We start from the raw sequence: 12,303 nt of genomic DNA on the forward strand, positions 1-12,303 counted from the left end.
ACACATGTATTCTGGCTTGGCATCTGAAATCCTGCCTCGGTCTTCGACTTTTTTTCACTTTTTGTCGGTCCTGCCCAAGAACAGTCTAAGTCCAGTACCCGAAACGCCTCTGCGTTAATCACACGGTTTCTCGTGCAACCCAGACCGAGATGCTTCGACGACACGATACGCATGATGCACTATGCATTTTGCATAATTCGAATCATCTCGCTCCCGGGTACAAGATATAGACGAATAGAAGCATTTCGATCTATGTCTTGCTGATTGAAAGACGCTCTTTGGATTTATGCAAAATGCTCACCTATGTGAATGATATCGGATCAGCGCCCAAAATGCCAGAACCCTTTACAATCCAGCCTTCTTCGCTGCCTGCCAGTATTGCTCCATTTCATCGACATTGCTGTCTGATGGAGTTCTTCCCTGTTCACGCAGACGCTCCTCAATATACTGGAAACGCTGAATGAATTTCCGATTGGTGGCGGCAAGCGCCTCCTCTGGATCGGTATCAATAAATCTTGCTACATTGGCAGCTGCAAACAGTAAATCGCCCAGTTCCAGCTTCCGTTCTTCCGCAGACTGGTTATGCTGCACTGCTTCTTTTAGCTCTGCCAGCTCTTCCTCAATCTTGGCAAAGACACCTTCCACGTCATCCCAATCGAAGCCAACTTTAGCCGCTTTTTTCTGTAATTTGTACCCTTTCATCAAGGCAGGCAAGTCGCGGGGAATACCGTCTAGCACAGAAGTCTGCTGTAGATCCTGTCCCTTGCGCTTTTTCTCCTCTGCCTTCATCTGTTCCCAGTTTTGCAACGCTTCATTCGCATTCTCTGCCTGTTGTTCACCGAATACGTGCGGATGACGGAAAATTAGCTTGTCGTTCAACCCTTCGATAACGTCGTACACGTTAAATGTGCCAACCTCTTCTTCCATCTGGGAGTGCAGCAAAATCTGCAACAGGAGGTCGCCCAGCTCTTCCTTCATGTGATCAGGGTCATCTTCATCAATCGTTTCAATGACTTCATAGGTTTCCTCAATCAGGTTTTTACGAATCGACTGGTGGGTCTGCTCCTGATCCCATGGACAGCCACCTGGACTGCGAAGGATATTCACGATTTCATGCAGTCGTGCGAAGGAGCGCCGACGAAGCGCGTCATCCGTATTCTTGGGCACATATATCAATGAGAGATTACCGTACCCTTCAATCCGATCCAGATCATGCAGCGGCACCTTGTGTATGATCTCCTGTCCCTGTACACCCAAGGCATGTCCGACAAATACCGGATAATCGTCAGGGTAAACGTCCATCAGGCACAGTTTTACGTCGGAAGCGGTAAACACATCATATACTTGTCCAATCAAGGTATGAAGCTGTGGCTGCACCAGTTCCGTATTCAGACTGCTGGCATCGAGAAGCTGGAAACCTTCAATCGGATCGAATCCAAGACGAATAAACGCTTCATCCAGAAAGCTTTCCCCACCCATAACGCGCAGCGAAATGCCCATTTCTGGGCAGCGCTCCTTCAACAGGCGTACACTCGCTTCAGCGACCATGGGATGCCCTGGCACGGCATAAACGATCTCGGTACCCGGCTCACCCTTGCGTGCGGCCTCAATCAGTCGATCTGCAATTTCGTCGTACACTTCCGGAAAAGAATCCTTCGCCTCATAGATGGCATCGAAGGATGTCATCTCCAACCCTTCCTGCTTGAGATCATTCAACACGGGATGATCCAGTGTGCGTACATACAGCGTCGCTGCATGTTTCATTTTTTTGATGATTCCTACCGTTAGCTGATCTGCATCTCCAGATCCAAGACCGACTACTGTCAAAGCTGCACTCATCTTTATAAGCCTCCATCCGAACTATCCCGTTCCGACTCCCCATCCTTGGTCAACCAATCTTGGATGGGTCATACATAGTACAGAACAGGGCTCTATAATTAAACGTATTATACCAGAATTAGACGTTATCCTATAATTGCATTTGCATATGACACGGTGTGACTCATTCAATCACTTTTGCTCCGCTTTAATGTGGGAGCCGGGTTGAATGGCTGACATAGCGCTAACTGTAGCAGCGCAACGCGAGGGTTAGCGCAGCACACGCAGTCTGCGCAGCAGCTTCGCCAGCAGCGGCCCCAGCTTGGGCACGGCCGCCAGCTCTGCGGCGCTCAGCAGCCTCGTCCGGGCCGCGGCCAGCAAGAACACGGCCGAGCCTGCGGCTATGCCTAGCAGGCTCACGCCCATCGCGGCCAGCCTACGATCGGCCGCGATACCGATGCCGCCGAGCACTGCTTCGGCGGCCCAGGCCGTGCCTGCCGCCGCCAGGCTCATGGCGGCGATCACCAGCGCCGGCTTCGCCAGGACGGCGCCAGGGGCAGGGCGCAGGGCGACAAGTCGCGCCAGCAGCGCCACATTCAGGCCAGCCGCCAGCATGTAGGCGACTGCGCCTGCCAGGGCCGCGCCGCTGATGCCCAGCGCCGGCACAAGCATGACGTTCAGCAGCGCCTTGACGCCTGCGGCGGCCAGCATGCTGAACGCGGGTGCGCGCACGGCGCCGAGGCCTTGCAGCAGCGCCGCCGCGATAATGCTGACGGTGCTGCCCGCAGCCGTCAGCGCCATGTACCGCAGAGCTTCGGTGCCTGCGGCATCACCGTACAGCATGCGGTTAATAGGCCCTGCCAGCACCGCTAGACCTGCGGATGCCGCCAGGCCGATCAACCAGAACCAGCGCAGCGCAAGGCCTGCTTGCTGCCTCACGGCTTCTGGTCCGCCTTTCAGCCGGGCTTCGGCCATCGCCGGAATAAAGAGCACAGACAGCGACGTGGCAAGCATCGTCACCAACTGAACCAGCGGCAAGCCCCGGTTGTAAATTCCGAAGGACACCATGGATTGAAGCTCATCCAACCCTTCTCGTCTTAACAAGCGGGGAACCGTAAAGGTATCCACCAGATTCATCAATGGCACAGCCAATGATCCAAGACAGACCGGAATGGCATAGATCAGTAGCGTCCTCATCCACTCAACGTTAGATCGCCGCTCCTCAGACAGAAGGCTGCTCCCCCCGCTGCGGTGTTCTTTGGTTTTCTCCATTTGCCCAGCTGTCTCAGTACTTTTCATAACAGCGAGCCTTTCATTCCGTCGATGATGGTACACATATCCAAGCATCGTAACTAACCCGGCAAACCCTCCTGCCACTGAACCAATCATGGCTCCAGCTGCAATGGTCTCCAATGAAGCGTCCCGTCCCATGAGGCACAACAACAGAACAATCATCACCGTGACCCGAACAGTTTGCTCTACCACCTGGGATACCGCTGTAGGCACCATTTGCTGCAACCCCTGGAAATATCCGCGCAATCCTGTCATTACCGGTACAAACAACAATGCCATTGAAGCTGCCCGAATGGACGGTACGACACTTCCGTTTCCAATCAGATCTCCAATAAGCGGTGCACCTATATACATCAACAAGGCCAGCGCCAGTCCAATTCCACCGAGCAGCAACGAGGACAAGCGTATAACCCGTCTGCCCTCCTCCGGTCGACCAAGAGCATTCTGCTCGGCTACGAATTTGGATACAGCCACAGGCAGCCCTGCAGCAGCAAGGGTAATGATGAGCATATAGAACGGGTACACCGTATTGTAGATGCCAAAAACACCGTCTCCACCCAGATTCTGTAGCGGAATCTTCTGAAAAGCACCAATGATTTTGGATATAATGGCGGCAAGCCCAAGCACAAATGCGCCCTGAAGCAATCTTGAGCCTGTAGACAACTGTTTCATATGTCCCTCCTGCGTATGTCCGTGTATTCATTCCTTCAAAGTATACCTAGCTATTATACCTGTCCAAAGGCGCACAGACTAACCCTTCAAGGCATCCTACCCTTCAGGACATCATCCACACAGTCTACAGCTTCCCTAAAATGCAAAAACTCCTGGTTGCCCTCTGGGCACCAGGAGTTGATCTGCTATTTATTGCTCCATCTGTTTGCCAAGGAACCCGGCAGCCGTCTCGGACATTTTAATTTCCATCTGAGACATCTTCACCGATTCATCCTTGTTGAAAAGGATAACCGTTCCGATGGGGTCACCACCTGAAATGATTGGGGCAATAACAAAAGACGATAACGTCTCGTCATGATCTTTGCTAAGCTCGTAAGAACCATTGTTGGTCTCCAAAATCGTCTTCCGGTTTTCCATACAACTCTCCAGCAGAGGACCTACCTGCTTGTCCAGATACTCTTTCTTGGAGCCACCTGCTACCGTAATAATCGTATCACGATCAGAGATCATCGTTACATGGCCTGTACTTTCATACAGCGATTCTGCATATTCTTTGGCAAAATCACCAAGTTCGCCAATCGGCGAGTATTTTTTAAGAATAACCTCTCCATCGCGGTCCACAAAAATCTCAAGTGGATCGCCTTCACGGATACGTAACGTACGGCGGATTTCTTTCGGAATGACCACTCGACCGAGGTCATCTATACGGCGGACAATACCAGTAGCTTTCATTTCACATGTTGCCCCACTTTCTCGAGAAGATTTTTCAACTACTGTTCCTTAATGGGTAGAGGAAAGTCCCAGAACGTTTAGTGTGATATCTTGACCATAGTATTCATCTGTTCCCATTTCCTTATACATACTTTGGAGAATATAGTTGTGTAAACTTCCACAGAAGGCGACCATGTACCCACTTTGCTCCATAGATACAAGGAAAAGCAAGAGGGAGGCCTTAAGTCCCCCCCTTGCTTTTCTGTATGGTTGTCCATATTAGAAGCGTCAGTGTATCACCCAGACAAACGTATTTGCTGAATGTATGCACTCGCTATCTTACTTACCGCTTGTATCTGTACCTTCACCTGTTGTTGTATCCTTGTCGGTTCCAGTTGTTCCTTGATCCGTTTTGGTATCTGTACCCGCATCGGTTTTTTCACCCTCAGTACCCTTTTCCGTTCCTGTACCGGTAGTACCCTCAGTCGTGCCTTCTTCAGCTTTGTCTGTTTTCGGCAGTTTTACTTCTTTTACGATTTTGTCCAGTTCACTGGTCATGAATGTGTCGATCTCAGCAGCGGCCAATTGACTTTTCAGTGTTTCTTTTTGTTCAGCAGTCAATTTCGTGTAGTCCGCTTCTGTACGTTTTTCTACTTTCATGATGTGATAACCATACTCAGTCTCTACAGGATCACTGATTTTGTTCAATGGCAGTGTTTTAGCCGCTTCTTTGAACGCATCTACCCAGCTGGCTACAGGTGTATCTTCATACAAGCCGCCTTTTTCTGCAGAACCTGTATCTTCGGAGTATTTCTTCGCGATTTCAGCAAAGTCTGCTCCGCCGTCCAATTTCGCTTTTACTTCTTTCGCAAGTTTCAGAGCATCTTCCTTTTTACGCTCTTTTTGCGTTTTTGGATCAGTAAAGTTGATCAGTACATGACGAACTGACGCCGTTGTGAACTGATCTTTATTTTTCTCAAATTCAGCTTTAATCGCATCTTCAGTAACGCCCGTTTCTTTATCCTTAATTACCGTCATGATGCGAGTCATGTAATCCTTAATGTTCTGGTCTGTCAGATTTTGAGCTTTCAGCATCTCAGTCCATTGGTCAGCTTGAACAGAAGCTTTCATTTTGTCGAATTGCTCTGTCGCTGTTTTGGCACCCTCGGTTTTGGCTGCATCACTTGCTTTTCCACTCAAATATTCATAAGCAACTTCCTGTTTTACCAGGTACTCCTTGAAATCATCCATATCCATCATTTGTGCATATTCCGGATAGAGGAATTTCATGACCCGTTGCTCCATGTCGAATTCATTGGCTGTAATTGTACCGCCATCATACGTAGCGACTACAGCACTTGTATCCTTCGGTTCTGTTTTCGCTTCTTCCTTCTTGCCACAAGCAGCAAGCAGTGATAAGGACAGTACTGCTACCATACTCACAGACAGTACTTTCCCTACTTTTTTATACTTTGCTAACATCCTTTAGTTCCCCCTTTGATTTAAAAGCACTTTTCATGGACTCCAGAAATTTCTCTACCAGCTCCATTAGTTGCTTGTCCCCAAGCCCTTTGCCCTTGACATGAATAAGCATATGGGGTCCTTGTTCAAATTGTACACGTCTTTCGAACTGATTTCCAATGTGTGCGATTTTTGAGAGCTCAAATGCATGTTCTCGACCTTCGTAGAACTTCACTGTAAGATCATCTCCGCGTTGGGAGATTGATTCAATACCGTAGATCTTGCCATAGACTTTCATTCTGGCCACCGCCAGCAGATTGATCACGGCTTCCGGCAGATCTCCGAATCGGTCAACCAATTCGTCTTCCAGTTCCATTGCATCGTCGAAGGAGGCAATAACCGCCACTTTTTTATAAATTTCAATCTTCTGAATACTGTCATAAATATAATCAGACGGCAAGTACGCATCGATACTGAGATCCAGTGTTGTGTTCCACTGATCGGATGGCACCGGCTCTTCGCCGAGCATCGTAACTTTGCGTTTGTTAATTTCCTCTGCCAGCATCTGAGAATATAGATCGAATCCGACAGACGCAATAAAGCCGTGCTGTTCAGCTCCGAGCAGATTACCCGCGCCGCGGATCGACAAATCACGCATCGCGATCTTGAATCCCGAACCCAGTTCGGTGAATTCCTTAATCGATTGCAGACGTTTCTCAGCAACTTCGGTCAGCACTTTGTCCCGTTGGTACGTGAAATAGGCATACGCGATCCGGTTGGAACGTCCCACCCGTCCACGAAGCTGGTACAGCTGGGAGAGCCCCATTTTGTCCGCGTCATGCACGATCAGAGTATTTACGTTAGGAATATCTACCCCAGTCTCGATGATGCTAGTGCTGACGAGTACGTCGTACTCACCATCCAGGAAGTCCAAAATAGTCTTCTCTAGCTCCGTTTCCGACATCTGGCCATGTCCCACACCAACCTTGGCCTCAGGCACCAATTCGGAAATTTCCGCAGCCATCTCCTGAATTCCCTGAACACGGTTATACAAGTAGTAGACCTGACCGCCACGAGCCAATTCACGTTCAATCGCTTCACGAACAAGTGCCTGACTGTGTTCAACGACATACGTCTGTACCGGAAAACGGTTTTCTGGCGGAGTCTCAATAACCGACAGATCCCGAACGCCCAGCATGGACATGTGAAGGGTACGCGGAATCGGCGTTGCTGTCAGTGTCAGCACGTCCACGTTTGTTTTCAGCTTTTTCAGTTTTTCCTTGTGCGTTACACCGAAGCGCTGCTCTTCATCTACAATTAACAGGCCAAGATCCTTGAAGACTAGATCCTGTGACAACAACCGATGGGTACCGATGACGATATCGACAGTGCCTGCCTTAATGCCTTTGGCCGTCTCGTTCTGTTCTTTACGTGAACGGAATCGGCTAAGTACATGAATGTTGAATGGATAACCGGAGAAACGCTCACGGAACGTTTCATAATGCTGCTGCGCCAAAATGGTTGTAGGGACTAATACAGCAACCTGTTTCCCCTCAATGGCAGCTTTAAATGCAGCACGGATAGCGACCTCGGTTTTGCCGTAACCGACATCCCCACACAATAAACGGTCCATCGGGCGATTTTGTTCCATATCCTTCTTGATTTCTTCGATGGCACGCACCTGATCACGTGTCTCATCATAAGGGAACATGTCCTCGAACTCCTGCTGTTCCGCAGAGTCTTTGTCGAAGCCAAAACCTTTTGACGTCTGACGTTCCGCATAAAGCTTGATTAGATCATCAGCAATATCCTGTACAGATGTGCGGACTTTATTTTTAACCCGTGTCCACTCATTGCCGCCCAGCTTATATATTTTCGGCTCTTTCTCTTCCGAACCGACATATTTCTGAATTAGATCAATCTGCTCAATCGGTACAGACAGTTTGTCTCCACCTGCATAGAGAATATGCATGTAGTCCTTGTGAATACCGCCAACCTCAAGTGTGCCGATCCCGAGATACTTACCAATCCCGTGATTCTGGTGAACGACATAATCGCCCACTTTCAGCTCACTATAGGATTTAATTCGTTCAGCATTGTCCACATTGCGAATCGGTTTGCGTACTTTGCGCTGCTTCTGTGAGAACATCTCGCCTTCGGTGACGACAGCCAGATGAATAGAAGGCATTTCAAAACCCGTTTGCAAGTTGCCAATAAGCATCTCCGGCTCAGGGATATCATAGTCCATGAGTACCCGACGCATGCGATCTAGTCTTTCCTCACCGTTAGCCAGCATGAGCACCTGAACTCCGGCTTTCTGCCAGCGCTCCATCTCTGCTTTGAGCACGTTCATCTGACCATGGAAGTCCTGCATTCCACGGCTGATAAAGTTGAGGATATTCTGCGGCTGGGTATGAGGAACCTGACGCAAAAAGATGGACATAAACAGCGTCTGGAATGGACGTTCATATATCAGATCATCCCCATCGGCCGACAGATGCAGGTCTGGAAGGGTCTTCCCGTTTTGCATCAAATGCAGATTCCACTCCGACTCATCTCGGTCAAGCTGTTTCGACGTCTCCGCGAGCCTTGCTGGCTCGTCGAGTACAAGCAACGTATCTTCTGGCATGTAGTCGTAGATCGTCTTGTTTTCCGGATAGAGCGGTGAAATATATTTATACATTTCGGAGAAATACACATGCTCCCGCAGAAGTTCGATCTCGCGATGAATTTCTTCTCGCAGACGCAGCTTTGCCTGCCGGTCCGTCATTTTCTCCAACTGTTGGTCAAGCAAAATAACGGCCGCATCCGCAGCCTTCTCCATACGTTCACGATCTGCAATTAACTCTTTGCACGGCAGAACCGTTACTTCGTCAATTCGTTCAATGGAACGCTGATCTGCAGGATCAAATGTACGAATGGAATCGATCTCATCGTCGAATAATTCCACACGATACGCAATGGACGATGTGACTGGATAGAAATCAATAATTCCTCCACGCACGCTCATCTCACCGCGTGATTCTACACGCTCTACACGTTCATATCCGAGCTTCACCATCTCCAGCAGGAATGCATCGAGCTCCAGCGTATTGCCTTGTTTAATTGTAATCTGAGCATTAGCCATCACTTCTGGAAGTGGAACATAGCGCCGTACCCCGGAAAACGGGATAACAACAACGCCCCTAAATCCCTGGGCGCAACGGACCAACACGTCAATACGCTGACCCAATGTTTCCGGACTGGAAACAGCAGCTTCAGCGGCAACAAGTTCGTTGGCAGGATAGAGCAACACCTGATCAGGTGAAAGCGCTTCCTGTAAATCTTCTGCGATTTTTTGAGCGGAAAACATATTGTGTGTCACAACGAGCAGGGGTCTGTTCATTTCCTGATGTAGAGCAGCCAGCATAATCTGACGCGCCGAACCGGATAAGCCCGAAACCAATTGCTCTTTCATGCCGGATGTAATCCCGGCCGTAATGGACCCGAAGTCCGGATCTTTGGAAAAAGCCTGTATAAGTGCTTGTAACAAAAGGGGCACCTCTCTTATAACTTACTTGAGTATCTCACGCATGCGCGCAGGTTCACCACATTAAAAATTGGATACAAATTCCTTTTTGTCCTGTTTCATCATAAAGGATTAATCGCTACTTTGCCACATCCGTTTGATGTGGCTGGGGGCTAATTTGGATATAGTCTGGTTTCATCCCAACTGAAAAGAAGCCTCAGCAGGCTGCCAAGGCTATAAAGGTGGAGCGGTATTCCGCAGCCGCCATCATCTGTCATAAGTTCTTGCTGCGGGCGAGTTAATTATTGAAGCGGACTCGCAAGCAGGCTCAGCTCAGGATTGAACTCCAGAGCTTCTTTGCAATAATCACATGTAATCCGAACGGTTATATCGCCACCGGAATTATACGCTATTATATCCCTCCGCTCGTCGGGGGTCAAGAAATGAAAGCCCAATTGCGCTTCCGTTATCCGGGCAGAATCGATTCGTCCAATAAAAGTACGGCAATGCCTACACACATAATTCACTGACATGTTTATGCCTCCTGAACATGGTTTATACGTCCAGTATGCCCATTAAGACCGAATCGAACCCGAATCTTGATCATTTTTCCAGTGTCACTTGCAGCGGTTCATCCGTTGAACTTGGCCATCGTCTGCTCAAACGTATGATCCAGACTATATTCCAATGCATCACAGGTCTGTTCGATCGTTTGATCGAGCGCTTCCTTTTCGTTCTTCATAAACTTCGACAGTACGTAGTCTACAATGGCATGTCCCGGTTCTGGTCGGGATATTCCCATCCGTACCCGGTTAAACTGCTGTGTACCGGTATGCTGGATAATGGATTTGATTCCATTGTGACCACCTGCACTGCCCTGGTAACGCAATCTGACTTTGCCTGTTTCTGTGTCCATGTCGTCGTAGACGACAATCAGGTCTTCCAGACTAACTTTATAAAAGTCCATATAAGCCCTTACCGACTCACCGGACAGGTTCATAAACGTCATTGGTTTAATCAGCACCGTTTTGACGCCACCAATTACACCTTCTCCAATCAGCGCCTTGCATTTGCTCTGCGTTATGGAAATATTATGGCGCTCTGCAAGTCGATCAAGTGCCATAAAGCCAATATTATGACGGGTTTTAGCGTAGTTCGGGCCTGGATTTCCGAGGCCGACAATCCACTTCATCTTGTTCCCTCCTTCGGATCAGCCTAAGGTGAAGCATAGACTTCGAATGTTATATTTCATATAATATCAACAAAGTGAGATTCGAATTGGTTATATAATTTGAACGATAATTACACCTAATCACTCCGATAGCAGTACCATCTTTCGATCGCTCTTATCCCCAGATTTTATTTATTCTCTTGATCCAAGGGAAAAATCCGGTGATAGCCTATGCTTCCGAAGTAGCATTCTTGCAGAAAGCTTTCAGGCGCACGCTCCGCTTCTTCAGATTGGTTCTGCACTCTCCGTTTTGGTGTAAACGTCAGTTCAACTTATATTATTTTTACAGCTTTTATTCATCAACCCAGGAAGGTGAGCGGGTTTTGCGCGAAGACAACGGACAACTGACTCAACATAGCGATTTTATCTATCATCTGGAATATCATATACCTGTACAGGTATATGACCGCGACACCCATATTGAGATCGGACTAATCACACGTTTCGATAATCAATTTGTCGAAATTGCCGACACTCTTTTTCATCGGCGCCGGTTCCGTTTTATCTCCCGCCCCGGATACTAGAAATCCGGCAGGCAACTGCTTCACTTCCAATATAACGGAACGCCGACAGGGGTTACATTTTCCATTGATCCGGAAAACGTAACCCCTCTACTACTTTATGCAGACATCCTTATTCAATTTCAAACAGCTTGCTGATTGACAATTCCTCATGAACCCGGATAATGGCTTCTCCGAGCAAAGGTGCTACAGACAACACTTTAAGTTTGCTTGTCGGGTTAGCATGCGTAATCGGAATGGTATCCGTTACGATAACTTCCTTCAGTGGTGCATTCTCCAAGCGTTCCATCGCAGGTCCGGACAATACTGGGTGAGTACAGCAAGCGTATACTTCCTTCACGCCGCCTTCCATCAGAGCATTCGCTCCCAATACAATCGTTCCCGCCGTATCAATGATGTCATCGATCAGAATTGCTGTTTTACCTTCGATGTTACCGATAATGTTCATCACTTCGCTGACGTTCGGCTCTGGACGACGTTTGTCGATAATTGCGAGAGGTGCATTCAGGAAGTCCGCCAGTTTCCGAGCGCGTACTACGCCGCCGTGGTCAGGCGATACAACAACCGGATTTTCGATCTGTTTCGAGCGGAAATATTGAGCCAAAATCGGCACGCCGAGCAGATGATCAACCGGAATATCGAAGAATCCTTGAATCTGCATTGCATGCAAGTCCATCGCGATTACACGGGTTGCACCCGCTTTTTCGATCAGATTGGCAACCAGTTTGGCTGTAATCGGGTCACGCGAACGGGCCTTACGGTCCTGTCTAGCATAGCCATAGTACGGAATAACGACGTTAATCGTCTTGGCAGATGCCCGTTTAAGTGCATCAATCATAACGAGCATTTCCATCAGGTTGTCATTAACCGGCAAGCAAGTAGACTGCACGATATAAACGTGACAGCCCCGAACACTCTCAGAGAGTTTCACTTGGATCTCACCATCACTAAAGCTAGTTGTGTGAGATTCACCCATAGGAATTCCGATATAATCAGCAATTTGATGGGCAAGCTTGGGGTTAGAATTGCAAGTAAATATTTTTAATTTCGAATCAAAATAAGTCATAAAATAAAAACCCTCCGTGCTG

The 12,303-nt window shown here is 48.4% G+C and carries 9 protein-coding genes; 1 reads left to right on the forward strand and 8 read right to left on the reverse strand.

What is annotated here, in order from left to right; genetic code table 11:
• Positions 1-345: 345 nt before the first annotated feature.
• The 7 genes from mazG to pth form a co-directional block, all read right to left on the reverse strand.
• On the reverse strand, positions 346-1,839 hold the full coding sequence (gene mazG, locus gpAD87_RS24165; RefSeq protein WP_064641406.1) for a nucleoside triphosphate pyrophosphohydrolase: 1,494 nt from the start codon (positions 1,837-1,839) through the stop codon (positions 346-348).
• Between the two features lie 249 nt (positions 1,840-2,088).
• A complete protein-coding gene (locus gpAD87_RS24170) occupies positions 2,089-3,783 on the reverse strand; it encodes a putative polysaccharide biosynthesis protein (protein ID WP_064641408.1) in 1,695 nt (564 codons plus the stop codon).
• Positions 3,784-3,972: 189 nt separating this feature from the next.
• Positions 3,973-4,515, reverse strand: a complete 543-nt coding sequence (spoVT, locus tag gpAD87_RS24175; protein ID WP_024633717.1) for a stage V sporulation protein T — start codon at positions 4,513-4,515, stop codon at positions 3,973-3,975.
• A 318-nt stretch (positions 4,516-4,833) separates the two neighbouring features.
• Entirely contained in the window at positions 4,834-5,976 is a 1,143-nt protein-coding gene (locus tag gpAD87_RS24180; protein WP_063567550.1) for a peptidylprolyl isomerase, read from the reverse strand.
• Entirely contained in the window at positions 5,960-9,487 is a 3,528-nt protein-coding gene (gene mfd / locus gpAD87_RS24185; protein WP_063567549.1) for a transcription-repair coupling factor, read from the reverse strand. The genes gpAD87_RS24180 and mfd overlap by 17 nt, the downstream gene beginning before the upstream one ends.
• Positions 9,488-9,765: 278 nt before the next feature.
• The gene (locus gpAD87_RS24190) at positions 9,766-9,996 is read right to left on the reverse strand and encodes an anti-sigma-F factor Fin family protein (protein ID WP_024633714.1); all 231 of its coding nucleotides are present in this window, start codon (positions 9,994-9,996) and stop codon (positions 9,766-9,768) included.
• 98 nt (positions 9,997-10,094) lie between these two features.
• The gene (gene pth / locus gpAD87_RS24195) at positions 10,095-10,655 is read right to left on the reverse strand and encodes an aminoacyl-tRNA hydrolase (protein ID WP_063567548.1); all 561 of its coding nucleotides are present in this window, start codon (positions 10,653-10,655) and stop codon (positions 10,095-10,097) included.
• 362 nt (positions 10,656-11,017) lie between these two features.
• Between pth and gpAD87_RS24200 the strand changes: the two genes are divergently transcribed.
• Positions 11,018-11,218: a hypothetical protein gene (locus tag gpAD87_RS24200; protein WP_064641977.1), complete on the forward strand. Its 201-nt coding sequence runs from the start codon at positions 11,018-11,020 to the stop codon at positions 11,216-11,218.
• Between the two features lie 109 nt (positions 11,219-11,327).
• On the opposite strand, the gene gpAD87_RS24205 is transcribed toward gpAD87_RS24200, so the two are convergent.
• On the reverse strand, positions 11,328-12,281 hold the full coding sequence (locus gpAD87_RS24205) for a ribose-phosphate diphosphokinase (RefSeq protein WP_017691370.1): 954 nt from the start codon (positions 12,279-12,281) through the stop codon (positions 11,328-11,330).
• Positions 12,282-12,303 lie beyond the last annotated feature (22 nt).

The sequence above is a fragment of the Paenibacillus sp. AD87 genome, from assembly GCF_001659845.1.
Taxonomy (GTDB): domain Bacteria; phylum Bacillota; class Bacilli; order Paenibacillales; family Paenibacillaceae; genus Paenibacillus; species Paenibacillus marchantiae.

Coding starts and splice junctions, on each gene's coding strand:
- pth (WP_063567548.1), bottom strand. CDS start 10,655: ATGAAGTGGATTGTCGGCCTCGGAAATCCAGGCCCGAACTACGCTAAA.
- gpAD87_RS24180 (WP_063567550.1), bottom strand. CDS start 5,976: ATGTTAGCAAAGTATAAAAAAGTAGGGAAAGTACTGTCTGTGAGTATG.
- mazG (WP_064641406.1), bottom strand. CDS start 1,839: ATGAGTGCAGCTTTGACAGTAGTCGGTCTTGGATCTGGAGATGCAGAT.
- spoVT (WP_024633717.1), bottom strand. CDS start 4,515: ATGAAAGCTACTGGTATTGTCCGCCGTATAGATGACCTCGGTCGAGTG.
- gpAD87_RS24170 (WP_064641408.1), bottom strand. CDS start 3,783: ATGAAACAGTTGTCTACAGGCTCAAGATTGCTTCAGGGCGCATTTGTG.
- gpAD87_RS24205 (WP_017691370.1), bottom strand. CDS start 12,281: ATGACTTATTTTGATTCGAAATTAAAAATATTTACTTGCAATTCTAAC.
- gpAD87_RS24190 (WP_024633714.1), bottom strand. CDS start 9,996: ATGTCAGTGAATTATGTGTGTAGGCATTGCCGTACTTTTATTGGACGA.